20 protein-coding genes are annotated in these 23,164 nt (G+C 70.5%); 9 read left to right on the top strand and 11 right to left on the bottom strand.

Features of this window, described 5'->3' with window-relative positions; all coding sequences use genetic code 11:
• Positions 1-20: 20 nt before the first annotated feature.
• The 9 genes from ACFQPS_RS01945 (at position 21) to ACFQPS_RS01905 (ending at position 11,109) form a co-directional block, all read left to right on the top strand.
• Positions 21-446: a response regulator transcription factor gene (locus ACFQPS_RS01945; RefSeq protein ID WP_377355991.1), complete on the top strand. Its 426-nt coding sequence runs from the start codon at positions 21-23 to the stop codon at positions 444-446.
• Positions 443-2,545: a 3'-5' exonuclease gene (locus tag ACFQPS_RS01940; RefSeq protein ID WP_377355989.1), complete on the top strand. Its 2,103-nt coding sequence runs from the start codon at positions 443-445 to the stop codon at positions 2,543-2,545. Before ACFQPS_RS01945 ends, ACFQPS_RS01940 begins: the two co-directional genes overlap by 4 nt.
• Complete coding sequence (locus tag ACFQPS_RS01935) at positions 2,545-2,823, top strand: hypothetical protein (protein ID WP_377355987.1); 279 nt, start codon at positions 2,545-2,547, stop codon at positions 2,821-2,823. Before ACFQPS_RS01940 ends, ACFQPS_RS01935 begins: the two co-directional genes overlap by 1 nt.
• Positions 2,820-5,555 carry an ATP-binding protein gene (locus ACFQPS_RS01930; protein ID WP_377355985.1) on the top strand — a complete coding sequence of 912 codons (2,736 nt, stop codon included), beginning with the start codon at positions 2,820-2,822 and terminating at the stop codon, positions 5,553-5,555. Before ACFQPS_RS01935 ends, ACFQPS_RS01930 begins: the two co-directional genes overlap by 4 nt.
• A 172-nt stretch (positions 5,556-5,727) precedes the next feature.
• Entirely contained in the window at positions 5,728-6,417 is a 690-nt protein-coding gene (gene purQ, locus ACFQPS_RS01925; protein WP_377355984.1) for a phosphoribosylformylglycinamidine synthase subunit PurQ, read from the top strand.
• A complete protein-coding gene (purL, locus tag ACFQPS_RS01920) occupies positions 6,414-8,642 on the top strand; it encodes a phosphoribosylformylglycinamidine synthase subunit PurL (RefSeq protein WP_377355982.1) in 2,229 nt (742 codons plus the stop codon). Before purQ ends, purL begins: the two co-directional genes overlap by 4 nt.
• 50 nt (positions 8,643-8,692) lie before the next feature.
• Complete coding sequence (locus ACFQPS_RS01915; protein ID WP_377355980.1) at positions 8,693-8,929, top strand: BolA family protein; 237 nt, start codon at positions 8,693-8,695, stop codon at positions 8,927-8,929.
• Positions 8,930-9,047: 118 nt separating this feature from the next.
• Positions 9,048-9,386 carry a Grx4 family monothiol glutaredoxin gene (gene grxD, locus ACFQPS_RS01910; protein WP_377355978.1) on the top strand — a complete coding sequence of 113 codons (339 nt, stop codon included), beginning with the start codon at positions 9,048-9,050 and terminating at the stop codon, positions 9,384-9,386.
• A 202-nt stretch (positions 9,387-9,588) separates the two neighbouring features.
• On the top strand, positions 9,589-11,109 hold the full coding sequence (locus tag ACFQPS_RS01905) for an AbgT family transporter (RefSeq protein WP_377355977.1): 1,521 nt from the start codon (positions 9,589-9,591) through the stop codon (positions 11,107-11,109).
• Between the two features lie 84 nt (positions 11,110-11,193).
• Here the strand turns inward: ACFQPS_RS01905 and ACFQPS_RS01900 are convergent, their stop codons facing one another.
• The 11 genes from ACFQPS_RS01900 to ACFQPS_RS01850 all read right to left on the bottom strand — a co-directional run bounded on the left by ACFQPS_RS01900 (position 11,194) and on the right by ACFQPS_RS01850 (position 23,111).
• Positions 11,194-12,075 carry an alpha/beta fold hydrolase gene (locus ACFQPS_RS01900; RefSeq protein ID WP_377355975.1) on the bottom strand — a complete coding sequence of 294 codons (882 nt, stop codon included), beginning with the start codon at positions 12,073-12,075 and terminating at the stop codon, positions 11,194-11,196.
• 171 nt (positions 12,076-12,246) lie between these two features.
• Positions 12,247-12,861, bottom strand: a complete 615-nt coding sequence (gene rpsD / locus ACFQPS_RS01895; protein WP_012566194.1) for a 30S ribosomal protein S4 — start codon at positions 12,859-12,861, stop codon at positions 12,247-12,249.
• A gap of 264 nt (positions 12,862-13,125) precedes the next feature.
• Complete coding sequence (locus ACFQPS_RS01890) at positions 13,126-14,001, bottom strand: hypothetical protein (RefSeq protein ID WP_377355973.1); 876 nt, start codon at positions 13,999-14,001, stop codon at positions 13,126-13,128.
• Positions 14,002-14,174: 173 nt separating this feature from the next.
• Positions 14,175-14,975 (bottom strand): RNA methyltransferase, encoded by an 801-nt coding sequence (locus ACFQPS_RS01885; RefSeq protein ID WP_377355971.1) that lies wholly within the window; start codon positions 14,973-14,975, stop codon positions 14,175-14,177.
• A gap of 27 nt (positions 14,976-15,002) precedes the next feature.
• A complete protein-coding gene (gene cimA / locus ACFQPS_RS01880) occupies positions 15,003-16,646 on the bottom strand; it encodes a citramalate synthase (protein WP_377355970.1) in 1,644 nt (547 codons plus the stop codon).
• A gap of 96 nt (positions 16,647-16,742) precedes the next feature.
• A complete protein-coding gene (gene cysS / locus ACFQPS_RS01875) occupies positions 16,743-18,113 on the bottom strand; it encodes a cysteine--tRNA ligase (protein ID WP_377355968.1) in 1,371 nt (456 codons plus the stop codon).
• Positions 18,114-18,291: 178 nt separating this feature from the next.
• A complete protein-coding gene (gene gltX / locus ACFQPS_RS01870; RefSeq protein WP_377355967.1) occupies positions 18,292-19,647 on the bottom strand; it encodes a glutamate--tRNA ligase in 1,356 nt (451 codons plus the stop codon).
• A 76-nt stretch (positions 19,648-19,723) separates the two neighbouring features.
• A complete protein-coding gene (locus ACFQPS_RS01865) occupies positions 19,724-20,905 on the bottom strand; it encodes an adenylate/guanylate cyclase domain-containing protein (RefSeq protein ID WP_377355966.1) in 1,182 nt (393 codons plus the stop codon).
• 161 nt (positions 20,906-21,066) lie between these two features.
• Positions 21,067-21,264 carry a hypothetical protein gene (locus ACFQPS_RS01860; protein ID WP_377355965.1) on the bottom strand — a complete coding sequence of 66 codons (198 nt, stop codon included), beginning with the start codon at positions 21,262-21,264 and terminating at the stop codon, positions 21,067-21,069.
• A gap of 114 nt (positions 21,265-21,378) precedes the next feature.
• Positions 21,379-22,209, bottom strand: coding sequence for a class I SAM-dependent methyltransferase (locus ACFQPS_RS01855; RefSeq protein WP_377355964.1), 831 nt, complete (start codon positions 22,207-22,209; stop codon positions 21,379-21,381).
• Positions 22,210-22,319: 110 nt separating this feature from the next.
• Positions 22,320-23,111 (bottom strand): enoyl-CoA hydratase-related protein, encoded by a 792-nt coding sequence (locus tag ACFQPS_RS01850; RefSeq protein WP_377355962.1) that lies wholly within the window; start codon positions 23,109-23,111, stop codon positions 22,320-22,322.
• Positions 23,112-23,164 lie beyond the last annotated feature (53 nt).

The raw sequence follows: 23,164 nt of genomic DNA, 5'->3' as shown, positions 1-23,164 counted from the left end.
GCTGGAGGAACAGGCCCGACATGACGACCCGTGCGCCCGACAGCCATGCTCCGTCCGTCCGCAGCATCCTGGTGGCGGATGACGAGCCCAGCATCGTCCTGTCGCTCGAATTCATCCTGAAGAAGGCCGGCTTCCGCGTCCGCGTCGTCACGACCGGCGGGGCGGTACTTCCCGCCATGACGGAGGAGGCACCGGACCTCGTCCTCCTGGACGCGATGATGCCGGAGCGCGACGGCTACGACGTCTGCCAGGAGATCCGGTCGAATCCCGCCTGGGCCGGCATCCCGGTGATCATGCTGACGGCCCGGAGCCGCGAGGTGGAGCGGCAGAAGGGGCTGGCCCTGGGTGCCAACGACTATGTGACGAAGCCGTTCTCCACCCGCGAACTGGTGGAGACGGTGCGGCGGCACCTGGATGCCGCCGGCGCCACCGGCTCGGCCGCATGAAGCGCGGCCCCGGCCCCGGCGCGCTGTTCTCCGGCATCGCGGCGGCGGCGGTCGTCTTCGCCTTCACCCTGCCCCTGTTGCTTTCCGAACAAGGCACGGACGTGCCCGCGGCGGCCATCGGGACCGCGGCGGCCTTCGGCACTGCGCTGTTCCTGGGCCTGCTCTGGCTGGTGATGCAGCGCCAGCTCCTCGCCCCGGCCCGCCGGCTGGAGGCGGAGGTGCGGATGCTGGCGCAGGCGGGCGGTGAGATGTCCCTGACCACCGACACGGGGTTCGGGGCGCTGTCGCCGCTGGCCGCCGCCGTCGCCGACCTCTCCGGTCGGCTGGCTGCCGTGCGGGCCGACCGGGAGCGCGCCGTGGCCGAGGCGACCCGGCGGGCGGCGGATCTGTCGGACCGGCTGGCCGCCCTGCTGCGCGACCTGCACGAAGGGGTGCTGGTCTGCAACCTGCGCCACCAGATCCTGCTCTACAACGAGGCGGTACGGGCCATGCTGCCGGCCACCGCCGACCTCGGGCTCGGGCGGTCGCTGCTGCACCTCGTCAGCCGCCAGCCGGTGCAGCACACGCTGGAGCGGCTGCTCCGCCGCATCCGTGACGGCCGCCACCGCGACCATGCCGACGGCAGCACGGCCGGCTTCGTGGCCGCGACGGCGGAAGGCCGCCTGCTGCACTGCCGGATGGCGGCGATCCTGGGCGAGGGCGACGAGGTGACGGGCTATGTCGTCACCGTGGAGGATGCCACGGTGGAACTGGCCTCCCTCGCCCGCCGCGACGCCCTGCTGCGCTCGGCGACGGAGGATGTGCGCCAGCCGCTCGCCAACCTGGGCGCCGCCGTCGGGGCGCTGGCGGACCATCCCGACCTCGCCGCGGAGGAGCGGGCGCCGTTCGACGGCATCATCGCGGAATCCTCGCAGGCCCTGAACCGGACGCTGGAGCGGATCACCCACGAGTACCGCGCCGGCATCACCGCCTCCTGGCCGATGGAGGACATCCATTCGGGCAATCTGTTCGCCCTGGTGGCGGAACGCAGCCTGGGGGCCGACGGGCCGGAGCTGATCCCGACCGGCCTGCCCGACTGGCTGCACGGCGACAGCTACAGCCTCGTCCTGCTGCTCTCCCATCTGGCCGACCGGGTGGCGGAGGCGACCGGCCGGCGCCAGTTCGACCTGTCCGTGGAGGCCGATCCGGAGCGGCGCTTCGTCTTCGCCGATCTGACCTGGACCGGGGAGCCACTGGGGGCCGCCCGGCTGAACCAGTGGCGCGCCGATCCGCTGCCGGAGGCGCTGGCCGGCCTGACCGTGGGCGACATCCTGGAACTGCACAGCAGCGATCTCTGGTGCGTCCGCCACAAGGAGGGCTGCGCCAAGCTGCGGCTGCCCCTGCCCCGGCCGCAGGAGGCGCATGGCCGTCGCGGGGGCGGCCCGGCACCGCGGCCGGAGTTCTTCGATTTCGACCTGCTGCACCAGCCGCTGCCCGAGGGTTCCCTCGCCCGTCAGCCGTTGCGCAGCCTGTCCTATGTCGTCTTCGATACGGAGACGACGGGGCTGAACCCCAGCCAGGGGGACGAGATGGTAGCCCTGGCCGGGGTCCGCATCGTCAACGGCCGCATCCTGACCGGGGAGACCTTCCAGACCTTGATCAATCCCGGAAGGACGATCCCGGCGGCGTCGGCCGCCATCCACGGCATCACCGACGCCATGGTGGCGGAGGCGCCGCGGGCGGAAGCGGTCCTGCCGCAGTTCCGCGCCTTCGTCGGCGACGCGGTGCTGGTCGCGCACAACGCCGCCTTCGACCTCAAGTTCCTGCGCCTGAAACAGCGCGCCGCCGGCGTCCGCTTCGACGGGCCGGTGCTGGACACCATGATCCTGTCCCGCCAGATCCAGGGCGAACACGGCGAGCATTCCCTGGACGGGCTGGCCACCCGCCTGGGGATCGGGGTGGTGGACCGGCACTCGGCCATGGGCGACAGCCTGATGACGGCCGCCATCTTCCTGCGGCTCATGGAGATGCTGGAGACCCAGGGCATCCGCACCCTGGACGACGCGATCCGCCGCTCGAACATGGCGGTCGAGCTGGTGGCGCGGGGGCGGGCCTTCTGATGGCCGGGGAACGTCCGCCACGGGAGGAGAAGCCCCGGCTGGCCCGGATGGCGGCGCTGTTCGGCTTCGGCCTGCTGGCCTTCAACCCGCCGCTGCTGACCGCCTTCGACAAGCCGACAACGGTCTTCGGACTGTCGGTGCTGCTGGTCTGGATCTTCGGGGCCTGGAGTCTGCTGATCCTGCTGGTCGCCCTGGCGGTGGAACGCGACCACCCCGGCAGCGGTCCTGACAGCCGTCCCGACAGCCATCCCGACAGCGGGGCCGGGGGGCGCGGATGATCCCCGCTCCTATCGTCATCGCCGTCGGCCTTGTCTACATCCTGCTGCTGTTCGCCATCGCCTACGGCGCGGACCGCCGGGCCGCGGCCGGAGGGCCGATCTCCGGTCCCTATGTCTACGCGCTCTCGCTGGCCGTGTTCTGCACGAGCTGGACCTTCTACGGCAGCGTCGGACGGACGGCGACGGACGGGGTCGGTTTCCTGCCGATCTATCTCGGCCCGACCCTCGTGATGACGCTGGGGCTGGTGCTGCTGACCAAGATCCTGCGCATCGCGCACCGGCAGCGCTCCACCTCCATCGCCGACTTCATCGCCGCCCGCTACGGGCGTAGCCAGCTCCTCGGCGGGCTGGTCGCCCTGGTGGCGGTGGTGGGGATCACGCCCTACATCGCCCTCCAGCTCAAGGCCATCTCCGTCAGCTTCCAGGTCCTGACCGGCGGCCCGCCGCAGGCCGCACCCTCGGTCCTGGCCGACACCGGGCTCTGGGTCGCGCTGATCATGGCGGCCTTCGCCATCATGTTCGGCACCCGCTCCATCGACGCCTCGGAGCACCATCCGGGCCTTGTCACCGCCGTCGCCTTCGAGAGTCTGGTGAAGCTGCTGGCCTTCGTGGCCGTGGGCGTCGCCGTCGTCTGGGGCGTCTTCGAGGGGCCGGCCGACATGGTGGAGCGCGCGCTGTCCGACCCGGAGACGGCACGGCTGTTCACGATCGAGCCCGCCTTCGGCGGCGGCAACTGGATTGCGGCGATGCTGCTGTCCATGGCCGCGGCCATCTGCCTGCCGCGGCAGTTCCAGGTCATGGTGGTGGAGAACACCGACGAGCGGCACCTGAACCGGGCGCTCTGGGTCTTCCCGCTCTATCTGCTGCTGATCAACCTGTTCGTCGTGCCGATCGCGCTGGCGGGGCTGCTGACCCTGCCGCGGATCGGGATGGACCCGGACATGATGGTGCTGTCCCTGCCGCTGGCGGCGGGGTGGGAGGTGCTGGCCATGGCCGCCTTCATCGGCGGCCTGTCCGCCGCCACCGGCATGATCATCGTGGAGACGGTGGCGCTGGCCACCATGGTCTCCAACGATCTGGTGCTGCCGCTGCTGCTGCGCTGGCGGCAGCAGTCGCTGTCGCGGGTGCAGGATCTGGGCCGGCTGATGCTGGTGGTCCGCCGCGTCGCCATCGTCGTGCTGCTGCTGCTGGGCTATCTCTACTTCCGGGCGGCCGGCAGCGCCTATGCGCTGGTCTCCATCGGCCTGATCTCCTTCGCCGCCGTGGCCCAGTTCGCCCCGGCGCTGATCGGTGGCCTGTTCTGGGCCGGGGGCACACGCCGCGGCGCGCTGGCGGGACTGGGCGGCGGCACGCTGGTCTGGCTCTACACCCTGCTGCTGCCCTCCTTCGCCCGCTCCGGCTGGCTGCCGGTCGAGTTCCTGGAGGCGCCGTTCGGGCTGGACTGGCTGAATCCGCACGAACTGTTCGGATTGCAGGGAATGGTGCCGCTGGCGCACAGCCTGTTCTGGAGCATGGTGGCGAACATCGGGTTCTATGTCGGCGTCTCCGTCCTGGACCGGCCCGACCGGGGCGAGCGGGCGCAGGCCACGGCCTTCGTGGAGGTCTTCCAGCAGGAGGAACCCGCCGGCATCTGGCGCGGACAGGCGACGGTGGGGGAACTCCAGACCCTGCTGGCCCGCTTCCTCGGCCCGGAGCGCTCCGAACAGGCGTTCCAGGAGATGGCGGTCGGGCGGCAGCAGCCCCTGTCCGCCGGCGCGCTGGCCGATGCCGACCTGATCCGGCGGGCGGAGCGGCTGCTGGCCGGCGCCATCGGGGCGGCCAGCGCCCGCGTGGCCCTGGCGTCCGCCGTCGGCCGGGCGGAGGTCGGCCAGCCCGAGCTTCTGCGCATGCTGGACGAGACCAGCCATGTCATCGAGTACAGCCGCCGGCTGGAGCAGAAGTCCGCCGAACTGGAGCGCGCAACGGAGGCCCTGTCCGCCGCCAATGTCCGGCTGATGGAGCTGGACCGGATGAAGGACGACTTCCTCTCCACCGTGACGCACGAGCTGCGCACGCCGCTCACCTCCGTCCGTGCCTTGTCGGAGATCCTCTACGACACGCCCGAGCTGCCGGAGGAGCAGCGCCAGCAGTTCCTCGCCACCATCATCAAGGAGAGCGAGCGCCTGACCCGCCTGATCAACCAGGTACTGGACATGGCGAAGATCGAGGCCGGGGAGATCGACTGGCACATCACGACCCTGGACATCGCCGCGCTGGCCCGGGAGGCGGCGGACTCGACCCGCCAGCTCTTCCGCGACAAGGGCGTGGCGCTGGAGCTTGAGCTGCCGGCGGACGGCCTGCCCCCCGCCCTCGGCGACGGGGACCGCGTGATCCAGGTGATGGTGAACCTCTTGTCCAACGCCGTGAAGTTCGCCCCGGCCGAGGGCGGCCGTGTGCGTCTGTCCGTGCGTCCGGCGCCGCACACGCTGGAGGTGGCCGTCGGCGACAACGGCCCCGGCATCGCGCCCGAGTACCACGAGGCCGTGTTCGAGAAGTTCCGGCAGGTCGGCTCGGCCAAGACCGGCAAGCCGCAGGGCACCGGGCTGGGCCTTTCCATCTGCCGCCGGCTGGTGGACGGCATGGGCGGCCGCATCTGGGTGGAAAGCGCGCCCGGCGCCGGCGCCACCTTCCGCTTCCGCATTCCCGCCGCCGTCCGGCAGGCCGCCGCCCCTGCCCTGGCGGACGGCACGTGAGCTGCCGGCGGGCGGGCGGCGCGCGGGCCTGCCATCGCTGCGACGCGCGGGCGGAACGGACAGGGTTCCTTGCATTCGCCCCGTGCAGGCATTAGCTTCGCGGCCAAATCCGGACCGGCGTGTGCCGGACTTTCCGGGCTGCGCTTCCCTTCAGAAAGTGTGGTGCCGCGGCATGAAATCCGCCGTCATCGTCTTCCCCGGATCGAACTGCGACCGCGACATCGCGGTGGCGTTCGAGAAGGCCTCCGGCCGCAAGCCGCACATCGTCTTCCACAAGGACACGGAATTGCCCGAGGTGGATGTCATCGGCATCCCCGGCGGCTTCTCCTACGGCGACTATCTGCGCTGCGGGGCGATGGCGGCGCACTCCCCCATCATGCGGGTGGTGCGCGAGCGGGCGGCCAAGGGCGTCCGCGTCATCGGCGTCTGCAACGGCTTCCAGATCCTGACCGAGGCCGGGCTGCTGCCCGGCGCGCTGATCCGGAACCGGACCCTGAAATATCTCTGCAAGACCGTCGCCCTGCGGGTCGAGCGGACGGACAGCGCCTTCACCACGCGCTACGCCGAGGGCCAGACGATCCGCATCCCGATCGGCCATGGCGAAGGCAACTACGTCGCCGACGCATCGACGCTGGACCGGCTGGAGGGCGAAGGTCTGGTGGCCTTCCGCTATGTCGGGGTCGCCGGCTCCACCGATGCGGAGGGCAATCCCAACGGCGCCGCCCGCAACATCGCCGGCATCTACAACGAAACCCGCACGGTGCTCGGCATGATGCCGCACCCCGAGCGCGCCTTCGAGCCGCTGCACGGCAACACCGATGGCCGCGCCCTGTTCGATAGCCTGGTGGAGAGCCTGTCGTGACCGTGTCGCTTCCCAAGGAACCCGAGGTCACCGAAGCCCTCGCCCTGGAACACGGCTTCAAGCCGGACGAGTACAGGCGCCTGCTGGAAATCCTCGGCCGCACCCCGACCTTCACCGAACTGGGCATCTACTCGGTGATGTGGTCGGAGCACTGCTCCTACAAGTCGTCGCGCGTCTGGCTGCGCAAGTTCCCGACCAAGGCGCCCTGGGTGATCTGCGGCCCGGGCGAGAATGCGGGCGTCATCGACATCGGCGACGGGCTGACCGCCATCTTCAAGATGGAGAGCCACAACCACCCGTCCTACATCGAGCCGTTCCAGGGCGCGGCGACCGGCGTCGGCGGCATCCTGCGCGACGTCTTCACCATGGGCGCCCGCCCCGTCGCCAACCTGAACGCGCTGCGCTTCGGCGAGCCGGCACACCCGAAGACCCGCTCGCTGGTGGCCGGCGTCGTGGCCGGCATCGGCCACTACGGCAACTGCGTGGGCGTGCCGACGGTGGGCGGCGAGACCAACTTCGACAAGGCGTACAACGGCAACTGCCTGGTCAACGCCATGACCGTGGGCATCGCGCCCGTCGACCGCATCTTCTATTCGAAGGCGGCCGGCGTGGGGAACCCCGTGGTCTATGTCGGCTCCAAGACCGGCCGCGACGGCATCCATGGCGCCACCATGTCGTCGGCCGAGTTCAGCGAGGACACCGAGGAGAAGCGCCCGACCGTGCAGGTCGGCGATCCCTTCACCGAGAAGCTGCTGATCGAGGCGTGCCTGGAGCTGATGGCGACGGACGCCATCGTCTCCATCCAGGACATGGGGGCCGCCGGCCTGACCAGCTCGTCGGTGGAGATGGCCGGCAAGGGCGGGCTGGGCATCGTGCTGGACCTGGACGACGTGCCCCAGCGCGAGACGGGCATGACGCCCTACGAGATCATGCTCTCCGAATCCCAGGAGCGCATGCTCATGGTCCTGAAGCCCGGCCGCGAGGACGAGGCGCGCCGGATCTTCGAGAAGTGGGACCTGGACTTCGCCGTCATCGGGCGCCTGACCGACACCGGCCGCTTCGTCATCCGCATGCACGGCAAGACGTGGTGCGACCTGGAGCTGGCCCCGCTGTTCGACGAGGCGCCGCTCTACACCCGCCCGACCGAGCCGACGCCGAAGCCGGCCCCGCTTGCCCTGCCGCCGGAGGCGCTGATCCGCGGTGCCGCGGTGAAGGAGGCGCTGCTGACGCTGGTCGCCTGCCCCGACCTCGCCTCGAAGCGCTGGATCTGGGAGCAGTATGACAGCCAGGTCATGGCCGACACGAAGTTCATGTCGGGTCAGGCCGATGCGGCCGTCGTGCGCGTCCACGGCACGGCCAAGGGTCTGGCGCTCACCTCCGACGTGACGCCGCGCTACTGCCATGCCGATCCCTTCGAGGGCGGCAAGCAGGCGGTGGCGGAGGCGTGGCGCAACCTGACCGCCACGGGCGCGCAGCCGCTGGCCATCACCGACAACATGAACTTCGGCAACCCCGAGAAGCCGCGGATCATGGGCCAGTTCGCGGACTGCGTGGAGGGGATGGCCGAGGCCTGCCGCCTGCTGGACTTCCCCGTCGTGTCGGGCAATGTCAGCCTCTACAACGAGACCAACGGCGAGGGCATCCTGCCGACCCCCACGGTCGGCGGCGTCGGCCTGCTGAAGGATGTGGAAACGGCGGTGCCGCTGGCCTTCCAGGCCGTGGGCCAGAGCGTTCTGCTGGTGGGCGACGGCGCCGGTCATCTGGGCCGCAGCCTCTACCTGCGTGAGGTGCTGGGCCGCGAGGACGGCCCGCCGCCGCCGGTCGATCTGGAGGTGGAGCGGCGCAACGGCGACTTCGTCCGCGCCCTCATCGCGGACGGGCTGGTCACGGCCTGCCACGACATCTCCGACGGCGGGCTGTTGATCGCCCTGGCGGAGATGGCGATGGCGTCGGGCATCGGCTGCCGGATCAGCGGGCTTGAGGAGCGCGACGCCGGCTTCCTGTTCGGCGAGGACCAGGCGCGCTACATCCTGACCGTGGCGCCGCAGCAGGCTTCCCTGGTCCGGGAGCGGGCCGCCGCGGCCGGGGTGCCCCTGTCCGACCTGGGCATCACCGGCGGCGATGCGTTGACAGGTGACGCTGGCATGATCATATCGGTCGCGGACCTGAAGCGGGCCAACGAGAGCTGGCTGCCGGCCTACATGGCGGGCGACGCCAGGGCGTGACCCGGTCGGGCCGTCAATAATCGACCAAGAACAAGAGGGCGGGACGAAACATGGCCATGGATGCGGGGGAGATCGAGCGGCTGATCCGCGACGGGATTCCCGATGCGGTGGTCCGCATCGACGATCTGCGCGGCGACGGCGACCATTATGCCGCCTATGTCGAATCGCCCGCCTTCGCGGGCAAGACCCGGGTGCAGCAGCACCAGATGGTCTACGCCGCCCTGCGCGGCCAGATGGGCAACGAGCTGCATGCCCTTGCCCTGACCACCGTCGCGCCCAAGTCGTGACGGTTCCGGGTGGCGCCGCGTCGGTCGCGCCCCCGGAGACAGGACGGACCAGAACGACCGCAGGTCGGGTCGGGCGGAAAACCGCCGGATACCGACGGACACGAAGGAAACCAGACAGATGGACCAGACCGTTCACGAGCGTATCCGCCGGGACATCACCGACAACGACGTCGTCCTGTACATGAAGGGAACGCCGGTCTTCCCGCAGTGCGGGTTCTCCGCCGCCGTCGTCCAGGTGCTGAGCCACCTCGGCGTCAAGTTCAAGGGCATCGACGTGCTGGTGGACCCGGCCCTGCGCCAGGGCATCAAGGAGTTCACCAACTGGCCGACGATCCCCCAGCTCTACGTGAAGGGCGAATTCGTCGGCGGCTGCGACATCGTCCGCGACATGTTCGAATCGGGTGAGCTGGTTCCCTTCTTCAAGGAGAAGGGCGTCGAGGTCCCCGAGAACGTCTGAACGACTCCCCCGAGATCTCGGTGACGAAGGCCGCGCCTCCTGGCGCGGCCTTCGTGCGTTTTCAGGACCGGTCGCCTGCACGGACCACCTCTCCGCTGCCTCGCCTGACCACCCCGCGGACGGAACCCGGACGGTTGTAACGGCGGTTGCCGAAGCCCTCCGGAGTCGGCATCGTCCTCGGCTGACTTAGCCGGGAGGCTCCATGCCGAAGACTTTCACCGACCGTTTCCTTGATGTCATCGAACGCGCCGGTAACCGTTTGCCGGACGCCGTCACCCTGTTCCTCTGGATGATGCTGATCCTCGTGGTGGCCTCGGTGGCCGCCGGTCTGGCCGGCGCCTCGGTGCCGCATCCGACCACCCACGAGCCCATCGCCATCGTCAGCCTGCTGCAACCGGCCATCATCTCCCGCTGGCTGGCGGAGATGCCCCACACCTTCACCGGCTTCGCGCCCCTGGGCACGGTCCTGCTGGCCATGGTCGGCGTCGGCTTTGCCGAGAAGGTCGGCCTGATCGGCGCGGCCCTGTCCGGCTTCGTGCGGAAGATGCCGCAGCACCTGTTGACCGTCTCCATCGTCTTCGCCGGCGTCATGTCCAGTCTGGCGGTCGATGCCGGCTACGTGGTGCTGATCCCGCTGGCGGCCGTCGTCTTCGCCAATGCCGGGCGGCACCCGATCGCAGGCCTGACGGCAGCCTTCGCCGGCGTCTCCGCCGGCTTCTCCGCCAACCTGTTCCCGACGCCGCTGGACGCACAGCTCGCCGGCCTGACGCAGGAGGCGGCTCGGCTGATCGCACCGGGCTACGAGGTGATGATCACCTCCAACTACTTCATCATGGTGGCGCTCGTCCCGCTGTTCACCCTCATCGGCGCCTTCGTCTCCGAGCGGATCATCGAGCCGCGGCTGGGCCCCTGGCAGGGCGGTGCCGGCATCGGCGACGATGCTGACGAGCACGCCCTGACGGAGGAGAAGCGCCGGGGCCTGCGCAACGCCGGGCTGGCCTTCCTGGGCATCAGCATCGGACTGGTCCTGATGACGGTGCCGGAAGGGGCGATCCTGCGCGACGCCGAGGGCTCGCTGCGTCCCTTCCTGAAGGGGATGGTCGCCATCCTGTCGCTGACCTTCCTGATCTGCGGCATCGTCTACGGCATCACGGTCGGCGCCGTGCGCTCGGACAAGGACGTGGTGCGGATGACCACGGCCAGCATGGCGGATCTGGGCTACTACATCATCCTGGTCCTGGCGATGAGCCAGTTCACCACCCTGTTCTCCTGGTCCAACTTCGGCCCCTGGCTGGCAGTACACGGGGCGGCCTGGCTGGAGGCGATGCACATCACCGGCTCGCCCCTGATCGTCGGCTTCATCCTGCTGGCCGGTCTGATCAACCTGCTGATCGGCAGCGCCTCGGCCAAGTGGGCGCTGCTGGCGCCGACCTTCGTGCCGATCTTCATGCTGCTGGGCCTGTCGCCGGAGTTCAGTCAGGCCGTCTACCGCATGGGCGATGCCTTCACCAACGTCATCACCCCGCTGATGGCCTACTTCCCGCTGGTGGTGGTCTTCGCCAGCCGCCACATGAAGGGCTTCGGCATCGGCAGCCTGATTTCCCTGATGCTGCCCTATTCGCTGGCCTTCGGTATCGGCTCCACGGCGCTGACCATCGGCTGGTATCTCCTGGACCTGCCGCTCGGCCCCGACGGGACGGGCATCCACTACAAGGCGGGGTGAGCACCACCCTGACCGGCAGCGCCCGGACCAGGGGCGCCGGATCAAAACGGACGGGGCCGGTCGCCCGGCCCCGTCCCCTTTTCCTTAATCGCCCTTGAGAAAGGCCCGGACTTCACGTTGGAAGATCCCGGGCTGGTCGAACATGATGAAGTGGTAGGCGTCGGGGATGCGCGTCAGCGTCACCGCCGGAGCCGTGGCGTAGAGCGCCCGGTAGGCGCCGGCCAGTTGCTCCTCCGTCAGCGGCGAGTTCGGCGCCCGCACCCAGAGGACCGTCAGCGGACCCTGGATGGCCGGCAGCTCCGGCCGCAGGTCGGTGACGATCAGCTCGTACATGGCCTGGGCAGAGACGGCCCGGTCGCTCGCCAGCGAATGCGCGACGGGCCGGGCACGCAGCCCCTCCTCCCGCACCATGGTGGCGATCGTCGCCTCAATCCGGGCCTTGCGGTCGGCATCGCTGGACTTCAGCAGCCCCTCACGGATCTGGGCGGCAATGGCCTGCACCCCCTCCGGCGGGGTGCCCGGCGGCGCGTAGAGCGCGCCGAGATAGGGCAGCATGTCCACGACCATGACCCGTGATGCCGTCTCCGGATGACGCGCCGCCACCATCATGGCCCAGAGCCCGCCGAGCGAATGCCCGATCAAGGCCGGACGCTTCAGCCCGCTCTCGGTGATGTAGCGGGCGATCTCCTCCGCCACCGGGGCGACGACCGGCCCCTCGGCGTTCGCCCCCACCGGCGTGCCGGCGAACCCGGCGACCTGGATCAGATGATAGCGGTAGCCGGGGATGGCCTCGACCGTCCCCTCCCAGACCTCTGGGGAGGAGCTGAGGCCCGGGATCAGCACCACGTCGGGGCCGCTGCCGCGGACGCTGACGCTGATGCGGTCGCTTCTGAAGGCGGCGTCGGCCGGCGGGGCCAGGGCTGTCGAGAAAACCAGCAGGAACAGCAGGAGAAGCGGACGGATCATCGCGCGACCTTTCCACGGGGGTGTGCGGACATGGCCCCATGGTCGCCCGGCCGGCCGCCGCAGACCAGCGTCCTGTGCCCGGCTGCCCACGCTCCGGTGCGGACGGCAGGCGGAAACGAAAAAGGCCGCCCCGGGGGGCGGCCTTCCGCGTCGATGTCCGTCGCGCCAGGATCAGCGCGAGTAGAACTCGATGACCAGATTCGGCTCCATCTGGACCGGGTACGGCACGTCCGCCAGCCCCGGGGCGCGCACATAGGTGCCCTTCAGCGCCTGCGAGTCCACCGACAGGTAGTCGGGGATGTCGCGCTCGCCGGAAGCGGCGGCCTCCATGACGAAGGCGAACTGCTTCGCCTTGGAGCGCACCTCAATGCTGTCACCGTCCTTCACCGTGTAGGACGGGATGTTCACGCGGCGACCGTTGACCAGGATGTGCCCGTGATTGATAAGCTGGCGGGAAGCGAACGGGGTGGCCGCGAACTTCATGCGGTAGACGACGGCGTCCAGGCGGCGCTCCAGCAGCTGGATCAGGTTCTCGCCGCTGTCGCCCTTGCGGCGCACGGCCTCCTGATACAGCCGGCGGAACTGCTTCTCGCCGATGTTGCCGTAGTAGCCCTTCAGCTTCTGCTTGGCCATGAGCTGCATGCCGTAGTCGGACGGCTTCTTGCGGCGCTGGCCGTGCTGACCCGGACCGTATTCGCGCTTGTTGACCGGGGACTTGGCGCGACCCCAGAGGTTCACACCAAGGCGGCGGTCAATCTTGTACTTGGCTTCTTGACGCTTGCTCATCTTCACTCCGCGGGCGCGTGCGCCCTGATCAGGCGGTGCCTGCGCACCTTGTTGTCCCGGTAGTTCCTCCGCCTTTCCCCCTGCCGACCGCCAAGGCGGACCGGAACGGGCAAAGCCGGTGACGGGGCGCCGAACCGCTCGGCACCCGCCTTCCCGGGAATAGGGTCGCGGATATAGGGGATTCCGGGGGGCCTGTCAAATCCGGCGGGCCTGTGAACGCCCGCAGACCCTGTCCGCGCGCAGCGCAGTCCCCGGCGGCGGCCCTCAGACGCGGATGTCCACCCCCGTCGTGACCGGCAGGGAGGCGGCCAGGGTGTCCACCGTCCGCACCTGCCGCGCGATCTCCGCCTCCATGCGGGCGAAGTCCTCCTCTTCCCGCGGGGTGCCATGCGCGACCGTCGCGCGGCGCACCACCGCCTGGAGCAGGCGCAGGGCCTTCACCGCTTCCTTCAACGTGTCGCGGACACCGTCGTCGTCGCGCCGTCCGTCGGTCCCGTCGCGGTCCGTCGAGCCGGAGGGAGCGCCTGACGTCTCCGCGGCAGCGTCGCGCGCGGCGGCGTCCGCCGCAGCAGAGGCGTCACGGCCGGCAGTATCCGCCTCGCCCGCAGCCTCACCGGCCGCACGCTCGGCATCGGCCGCCTCGGCCTGTGACGCCTGTGCCTCGGCGGCCTTCGCCTCGGCTTCGGCATCGCCCCCCTCGCCCGTCTCCGCCTCTCCGTCCGCCCCCGCCCCGGCCGCGGCGGTCGTTCCCTGCGGCACGGCTGCGGCAGCGGCGGCGGACGACAGGGCGCCGCCGCCGGTGTCGGCAAGGCCAGCGAGCTGCTTCGCCACGGCGGCGATCTGCTTGGCAAGGCGCGCGGCCGCCGCAGCGGCGGCCTTGGGCTCCAGGAAGGAGGCCATGGACCGCGCCTGCGCGATCAGGCGCTGCAACTCGGACTTCAGCACGCCCCGCCGGCGGGCCTTCGCTTCCTTGACTACGCTGCTGGTCTGGCTGAGCGCACGGGGAATGTCCTCGCGGATGCGCTTCAGCGTCTCCAGCGCCGTCCGCGCCCCGTCCTCCCTGGGGGCAGTTCCGGCCGCGGCATCGGCCGGCGTTGCGCTGCCCACCCCGCTACCGCTGCCCACCCTGCTACCGCTCACGGCCCCGTTACCGCTTCCCGCAAGGGCCGGAGCGGTCGGGCGGGCTGTACTGGTCGGAAGTGCCGTTCTGGCGTCCACACGCATGGCTTTGCCCCGCGGTCGGTTCTGATCCGGCCTACAGGGTGACACCGCCGCCGCCCCGTGGCAACTCCGGGGCACTCCTTCGGACAGGTCTACTCGGTCCGCGCGCGCTGTTTCTTGCGCCCCACCAGGGCGGCGATGATGCCGTGGAAGGTGCGGACTTCCTGCTCGGTCATGTGGGCGCGCTGCAACGTGTTGCGCACGTTGCGGACCATCGAGGGCTTCTTGTCCGGATGGGTGTAGAAGCCGGTCTGGTCCAGTTCCCCCTCCAGATGGTCGAACAGGTTGTGCAGTTCTTCCTTCGTCGCCGGGGGGCTCTGGCCGGTGTGGGTGTAGAACTCCTCCGCCTGGGCGGCCTCCATCCACCACTCGTAGGCCACCAGCAGCACGGCCTGGGCGAGGTTGAGCGAGGAGAAACCGGGATTCAGCGGCACGGAGATCATCGTGTCCGACAGCACGATGTCGTCGTTGACGAGGCCCGTGCGCTCCGGCCCGAACAGGATGCCGACCCGGCGCCCGGCAGCGACATGGGCGTGCAGGTCGCGGGCGGCGCGGCGCGGGGTGACGATATCCTTCACCATGTCGCGCACCCGCGCCGCCGTCGCATAGACCTTGTGCAGGTCGGCGATGGCTTCGCGCGTGCCGGTAAAGACCTGCGCGCGGTCCAGCACCTCCGTCGCGCCGGCCGAGGCGGAAACCGCCTTCTCGTTCGGCCAGCCGTCGCGCGGGTTGACGAGGCGCAGCTCCGTCAGCCCGCAGTTCAGCATGGCGCGGGCGCAGGCGCCGATGTTCTCCCCCATCTGGGGTTCGACCAGGATCACGACGGGACCGCCCTGGGCGTTCAAGGCGGCCTGGGACTTGGCCAGTTCCGGACGGTTGGTGCCGCTGCTCATTCTGTTCCGGGGACCGTGGTGGGAGCCTCACGCCGCGGGGGCGTGCGCCTCCCTACCCGCGCCCGAGCGGTAAAGGCAATAGGTGATGCTGTCGAACAGGGCATTGAAGGAGGCGTCGATGATATTGGCGGAGACGCCGACCGTGGACCAGCGGTCGCCGGTCCGGTCCTGCGTCTCGATCATCACGCGGGTCACGGCCTTGGTGCCGTCATTCGGGGTCAGGATACGGACCTTGTAATCCACCAGCCGCATGCCTTCGAGCTGCGGGTAGACGTCGCGCAACGCCTTGCGCAGGGCCTGATCCAGCGCGTTCACCGGGCCGTTGCCCTCGGCCACCGTCATGACCGGCTGGCCGGGCACGGTCCCGACCTGGGCGAAGGGCGGCACCTCCACCTTCACCGTCGCCTCGGACAGGGTCACCAGTTCGTTGCGGGCGTTCCAGCGCCGTTCGTCCAGCACCCGGAAGCTGACCAGCCGGAAATAGTCCGGCACCTGCCCCAGGGCGCGCCGGGCCAGCAGCTCGAAGCTGGCCTCCGCCCCGTCATAGGCGTAGCCCTCGTACTCCCGCCGCTTCACCGCCTCGACGAGCTGGCCGATGCGGCTGTCGCCGGGATCGACCTCCAGCCCGACCTCGCGCAGCCGGGCCAGCACGTTGGACCGTCCCGCCTGGTCGGAGACCAGGATGTGCCGGCGGTTGCCCACGAGGCCGGGGTCGATGTGCTCGTAGCAGGCCGGGTCCTTCTCCACGGCCGAGACGTGCAGCCCGCCCTTGTGGGCGAAGGCGGATTCCCCGACATAGGGCGCATGGCGGTTGGGGGCGCGGTTCAGGCGTTCGTCCAGCATGCGGCTGACATGGACCAGCCGCTTCAGGTCCGCCCGCGCCACCCCGGTCTCATAGCCCAGCTTCAGCATCAGCGTCGGCAGCAGGGAAACGAGGTTGGCGTTGCCGCAGCGCTCCCCCAGCCCGTTCAGCGTGCCCTGGATCATGCGCGCCCCGGCGCGGACCGCCGCCAGACTGTTGGCGACCGCGTTCTCCGTGTCGTTGTGGCAGTGGATGCCCAGCCGCCCGCCGGGAATGCTGCGGGCGACCTCCGCGACGATGCGCTCGACCTCGTGCGGCAGGGTGCCGCCATTGGTGTCGCACAGCACGATCCAGCGTGCGCCGGCCTCATGCGCGGCGCGGGCACAGGCGAGCGCGAAGTCCGGGTTGCGCTTGTAGCCGTCGAAGAAGTGCTCCGCGTCGAACAGCGCCTCCCGCCCGCGGGCGACGATGGCGGCGACGCTGTCGTGGATCAGCTCCAGATTCTCCGCCCGCGGGATGCCCAGGGCCACGTCCACATGGAAGTCCCAGCTCTTGCCGACGATGCAGACGGCCGGCGCCCCGCTGTTCAGCAGCGCCGCCAACCCGCCGTCGTTGGCGGCGCTGCGGCCCGGCCGGCGGGTCATGCCGAAGGCGGTGAAGGTGGCGCGGGAAAGCGCCGGGGGATCGGCAAAGAAAGCGTCGTCCGTCGGGTTCGCGCCGGGCCAGCCGCCCTCCACATAGTCGATGCCCAGCGCATCCAGCTCGCGCGCGATGGCGATCTTGTCCGCGACGCCGAAATCCACCCCGGACGTCTGCGCGCCGTCGCGCAGCGTCGTGTCATAGAGATAGACGCGGTTCGTTTCGTTCATTACCGGCAATCCAGGCGCAACGGAATTGCGAGAATGCCGGAAGCGTCTCCCGGGATCAACGGGCTTGTGCCGCCCGGTCCCGGGAGACGCGGAAGGTCAGGCCCGCTTCCAGCTCGTGCCCTGGGGGCCGTCCTCCAGCACGATGCCCTGCTCCAGCAGCGTCGCCCGGATGCGGTCGGCCTCGGCGAAATCCTTCGCCTTGCGCGCATCCTTGCGGGCCTGGATGGCCGCCTCGATCGCCGCCTCGTCCAGTCCGCCGGCCCCCTTGGGCGTGCCGCGGAACCAGGCGTCGGGGTCCTGGCGCAGGAAGCCGAGCAGCCCCGCCGCGGCCTTCAGCCGCCCCGCCAGCCCGGGCCGCGCTGCCGCATCTGCCTTGTGGAAAGCGGTCGCCAGCTCGTGCAGGTGGCTGATCGCCAGGGGCGTGTTCAGGTCGTCCTCCAGCGCCGAAAGCACCTCGACCGGCACCTCGGCGTCCGGCACCTCCCCCAGCCCGCGCAGCACGCCGTACCAGCGGTCCAGGGCCTGCTTCGCCTGGGCGATCTTCTCCTTGGTGAAGTCCAGCGGCTGGCGGTAGTGGGCGGACAGGAGCGCCAGCCGGATCGCCTCGCCGGGGAACTCGTCCAGCAGCTCGCGCACCGTGTAGAAGTTGCCCAGCGACTTCGACATCTTGTCGCCGGCGATGGTCAGGAAGCCGGAATGCATCCAGACATTCGCCATCACGGCCGTGCCGTGGGCGCAGCGGCTCTGCGCGATCTCGTTCTCATGGTGCGGGAAGATCAGGTCCAGCCCGCCGCCGTGGATGTCGAACACCTCGCCCAGATGCGCGGCCGTCATGGCGCTGCATTCGATGTGCCAGCCCGGCCGGCCGGTGCCCCAGGGGCTGTCCCAACCGGGCTCGCCCGGCTTCGCCGGCTTCCACAGCACGAAATCCGCCGGGCTGCGCTTGTAGGGCGCCACCTCCACCCGCGCGCCGGCGATCAGCTCGTCCTGGCTGCGGCGGGACAGCCGGCCGTAGTCGGGCATGGCCGGCACATGGAACAGCACATGCCCCTCAGCCGCATAGGCGAAGCCCTGCTCCACCAGCCGCCCGATCATGGCGATCATCTGCGGGATGTGCGTCGTCGCCCGCGGCTCGATGTCCGGGCGCAGCAGGCCCAGCGCGTCCATGTCGGCATGGAACTGGGCCGTGGTCCGGGCGGTGACGCCGTCGATCGGCTCGCCCGAGCGGTGCGAGCGGTCGATGATCTTGTCGTCCACGTCGGTGATGTTCCGCGCGTAGGTGACGCGCGGATAGAGGTGCTTCAGCAGCCGGGCCAGCAGGTCGAAGGCGCTGAAGGTGCGGGCGTTGCCGACATGGGCATAATCATAGACCGTCGGGCCGCAGACATAGAGACGGACGTTCGACGGGTCGATCGGGGTGAACGCTTCCTCGGACCGGGTCAGCGTGTTGTAGAGCGTCAGCGCCATGGCAGGGAATTCCGGACGTCGCGGGCCTGGTGAAGGGGAAAAGGCTCAGCCGTGCGGACGACAACAGGGGCCGCGCCCCCGGTCCTCCCCGGAACGGGCCGCGCGGGTCGCGGCCGGATCTGCTGGCGTGAAGACGGTCATCGTGGTCGGCTGCCGATGGAAGAGGGAGGAACCGCCCTCAGGCGGTCCGGCCGGACAGGCGCTTCAGCGCCCGCTCCCGGCCGATGAGTGGTAACAGCGTTTTCAGCTCCGGTCCATGCTCGCGCGCGGTCAGCGCCAGCCGCAGCGGCAGGAACAGCGCCTTTCCCTTCGCCCCGGTGCGCTCCTTGACGGCGGCGGTCCAGCCGCCCCAGGTCTCCGGCCCCCACGGCTCCGGCGGCAGCAGCTCCGCCGCGGCGGCCACGAAGGCGGCGTCCGCGATCACCGGGGTCAGCGGCGCGTGCGCGACCTGCCACCACTCCAGGGCATCGGCCAGCCGGGTCAGGTTCGGCCGCACGGCCTGCCAGAACGCCTCGTCGGCGCCGTCCAGGCCCAGCGCCCGCAGCCGCTCCCGCACCGCCGCGAAGGGCTGGGCGTGCAGCACCTGCGCGTTCAGCCGGGCCAGCTCGTCCGGATCGAAGCGGGGGGTGCCGCGGCCCATCCTGGCGAGGTCGAACTCCGCCGCCAGCTCGGCCAGCGAGAGCCGCGCCTCGATGGCGTCGGAGGTGCCGAGCTTCGCCATGTAGGAGCAGAGCGCCAGCGGCTCCACCCCCTGCTCCCGCAGCGAGCGCAGGCTGAAGGAGCCCAGCCGCTTCGACAGCCCCTCGCCCTCCGCCCCGGCGATCAGGGGGAAGTGGGCGAAGACCGGCACGCCGCCCTGCCCTTCCGCCGCGGCCAGCGCCTGGAAGAGCTGGACCTGCACGGCCGTGTTGGTGACATGGTCCTCGCCGCGGATGATGTGGGTGATGGCGAAGTCCAGATCGTCCACGACGGAGGTCAGGGTGTAGAGCGGCCGGCCGTCCTCCCGGATCAGCACCGGGTCGGACAGGTCGGCGGCCTGGAAGCTCTTGTGCCCCTGGATCAGGTCGTCCCAGACGATCTCCCCGGGCTCCAGCCGGAAGCGCCAGTGCGGCCGGCGGCCCTCCGCCTCCAGCCGGGCGCGGTCGGCGTCGCCAAGCTTCAGGGCGGCGCGGTCGTAGATCGGCGGGCGCCCCTGGGACAGCAGGGCCGCGCGCTTCAGCGCCAGTTCCTCCGCCGTCTCATAGCAGGGATAGAGCCGGCCCGCCCGCTTCAGGGCCGCTACCGCCGCATCGTAGCGGCCGTAGCGGTCGCTCTCCCGCGCGAAGCGGTCCCAGTCCAGGCCGAGCCAGCGCAGGTCCTCCTCGATGGCGGCGGCGAAGGCGGGCGTGGAGCGTTCCTCGTCGGTGTCGTCCAGACGGTAGAGGAAACTGCCCCCGGCCTTGCGCGCGAACAGCCAGTTGGTCAGGGCGGCGCGCAGGTTCCCGATGTGCAGGAGCCCGGTCGGGCTGGGGGCGAAGCGGACGGCGACGGTCATGGACGGCTCGGGTCGAAGGGGCGGCGACCGATAGCACGCGGGGGCGGCGACGCCAACTCCGGCGGCCCCACGGCGGTCATGGCAGCCCGTACACCGTGGCCGGCCGGCTGAGCCCGCGCACGGGGTGGCTGCCCAGATCGTGCAGGTCGTTGCGGCCGGAGCAGCCGGCGAACTCGGCGGAGACGACGACCCGACGCTCCACCCCTTTCGCCACGTCCAGCAGGCGGCTGGCGAGGTTGACCGCCGGCCCCACCACCGTGAAGTCCAGCCGCCGCGGGCCGCCGATGTTGCCGAAGGCGACATAGCCGAGATGCAGCGACAGGCCGTAATCGAGCGGGGGCATGCCGTCGGGCGGGGCGGCGTTGAACCCTTCCACCCCGCGCGACAGCCGGTCCGCCGCCTCCAGCGCCCGGTGGCAGGCCTCCCGCGGGTTCAGCTCCTCCGCCGGGAAGATGGCCAGAAGCCCGTCGCCCATGAATTTCAGCACCTCGCCGCCCTGCCCCTCGACCGCCTCCACGGCCAGGTCGAACCAGCAGTTCAGGCGCTGGATCACCCTGTCGGAGACGTTCTCGTGGGTGAAGGCGGTGAAGCCGCGGAGATCGCAGAAGCAGATGGCGGCGAAGATGCTGGTACAGTCACCCCGCCGGATCTGGCCGCGGAACACCCGCTCGCCGGGGCCGCGGCCGAGATAGGTGGTCATCAGGTCGCGGGCGATCTCCGCCACCACGCGCGCCTCGACATGGGGGCAGAGCATCCGCACGACCGCCTCCAGATCGGCCAGATCGGCCGGACTGAAACCGCCCGGCCGGGTGGTGGCAAAGGACATGGCGGCCGTCCGCTCCCGGTCCTGGAACGGGAAAGGCGCGATGACGTAATCGGTGAAGCCTTCCCCGCGCAGGCGCCGCAGCAGCGGCATGCCGGCGTCTCCCGCCTCCAGATGCTGCCGGAACGGGCGGTCCGTCTCGTCCACGACGCGCACGGGGCTGGCGAGATAGTCCTCGCTCACCTCCAGTCCCCGCGGGGCGTGGTACAGGCTGACCCGACCGCCGCCCTCGCTGAGCCAGACGCGCCCATGCCCCCCGACCTCGGGATGCAGCATCTCCAGGTTCAGGGAGACGCGGTCCAGCGGCAGGCCCAGTTCGCACAGCCGGGCGCAGATCCGGGGCAGCAGCGTGTCCAGATCGCAGGGGTCGGTGCCGGCATGCAGCAGCCAGTCCTGGAAGGATGACGGGCGGGAGGCGGAAGCTGGCTCGCTCAAGGGCTGGGTCCGGAACGGCGCGGAAGGCGTCGGACAGAGTCACCGCGGCCGCGGTACAATGCAACCGCGGTTCGGGTCGGGCATGCTCATCCGAACCGGTCGGCCCACCCCGTCCGGACGCGACCGCCGCGGATGAGATGCGGCTCCAGAAGGCGGCCGGATCAGAAGCAGCTATGCTCGATCCCCTGCGCCGTCAGGTCCTGGAAACGCGTGAGATAGCGCCCGTCCGTGAGCATGGCCGGATCGCGGACGGTGTCGGCATTGAGCTGGCGCAGGTCGTCGCGGATGCGGTCGCAGGGGCTGGCGCAGGCGGTCAGAAGGGCCAGGGCGGCGAGCGACAGGGCGGCACGGACTCTCAAGGCGGAACTCCGGTGGAACGGAAACACCCGCTGCGAAGCTGAGCCGACGGCGCCGGCGAATCCAGGGCGCGATCGGGGAATCTTCCGGGCACGGCAGTAATCCGTCCGCCTTTCTCAACCTTTGACCGCCACCATGACGATCTTCGGGCTGTGCGGCTCGAACGGCTCGCCCCGGAAGCCGCCCGCGACCAGTTCCAGCCTCAACCCTGCCAGCGACAGCAGCAGGCCCAGCTCGAAGCGGAAGACCAGCCGCCAGTCGAAACCGTAGGGGACCCGGCGCACGGCGCCGTCGGGCAGCACCTCGTCGTACCAGCCATGGATGCGCTGCACCTGTGCCGCATCCATCGGATCGACCAGAGCGATCTTGCTGTAGGGATTGCCGGTGTCGCGGCGGATGCGGGTGAAGGAGACCTCCGGCACCGCCTGCCCGTTCAGGGGCATCACCAACGGGTTGACGACGTCCAGCGCCAGCCGCCCCCCGGGGGAGAGATGGTGGACCGCGGCGACAAGGGCGGAGAGCTGCCGCCCCGCATCCGGAACGAGGTTCAGACCGTTGAAGGCCCAGACCACCAGGGCGTGATCCTTGCGCGGCAGGTCCAGGGTGGCGACGTCGGCCTGCACGGGCGTGACCCGCGCGCGCACCGCCTCCGGCTCACGCTCCAGGCGGGAGTGCAGCCGGTCCAGCATGGGCGTGGCGATGTCCACCGCCGTGACCGGCGCGTGCGCGGCAAGCGACCGGGTAATGCGACCGCTGCCGCAGCCCAGTTCCAGCACCGGCCCCGGGCTGCGTTCCGCCAGCGCCCGGTAGAAGGCGGTATCGTGCAGCACCCCCTGGCGCGCGAGCATGGCCCGCAGTGCCGGGTCGTCGCCGATCTCCTCCGGTGCGGGATAGTCGCTGTCGTAGTAGAGCCAGCTCCCGTCCGTCCCGGGCACGTCGGAGTTCATGCCGGCTCCATCGTCGCTGCCATCATTCCGGCCACCATCGTTCCGGCGGAAACAGTCTGCGGCCCCGCGCCGCGCGGCGCAAGCTGAACGATGGCTGCCGCCCGGCTGCCTCAACCCCAGGTGAAGCGGGGGCGGCGCTTGGCGACGAAGGCGCCGTAGCCTTCCCGGAAGTCCGGCCCCTCGAAGCCGGCCTCGAACAGGGCGCGGGAGGCCGGCGTCTCCGTATCGAAGCCGTCCATGATATCCTGCACCATCCGCTTGCTGGCGCGGATCGTGTACTGCGAGCGCTCGCTCAAGTCGGCGACATAGGCCAGCGTCTCCGCCTCCAGCCGGTCCTGCGGCACGACGCGGTCAACCAGCCCGATGCGCAGCGCCTCCTCCGCCTCCACCAGCCGGCCGGAGAACAGGATGTCCTTGGCCCGGGCCGGCCCCACCGTCTCTACCAGCCGGCGGGTGTCGGCATAGCCGTAGACCAGCCCCAGCTTCGCCGGCGTGATCCCGAAGCGGGACCCCTCAGCGGCGAAGCGGAGGTCGCAGGCCAGCGCCAGACCGCAGCCGCCGCCGACGCAGATGCCGCCGATGCTGGCGATGACCGGCCGGGACAGCCGCTCGACGGCGTGGAATCCGGCCCGCACCGCCTCGTTGTAGGCGCGCGAGCTTTCCGGGGTGGCGTAGACCTCCGCGAACTCCGAGATGTCGGCCCCGGCGGAGAAAGCCCGCCCGCCGGCGCCGCAGACGATGACGGCCTTGACGTCGGGATCGGCCTCGACCGCCGCCACGAGTCGGGGCAGCGCCCGCCACATCTCCAGCGTGATGGCGTTGTGCTTGTCGGGTCGGTTCAGCACCAGCCGGGCGATGGGGCCGTCACGGTGCAGCAGCAGCGGGTCGGGGTGATCCGTCATCGGTCCGGTCCGGAAACGCAGGCGGGAACGGGACGCTGTCTAGCATCCGGGCC

It is taken from the genome of Rhodocista pekingensis (genome assembly GCF_042665545.1).
Lineage (GTDB): Bacteria > Pseudomonadota > Alphaproteobacteria > Azospirillales > Azospirillaceae > Rhodocista > Rhodocista pekingensis.
Note: the sequence above shows the minus strand (reverse complement) of the source record. Positions and strands in the feature narration are given on the sequence as shown.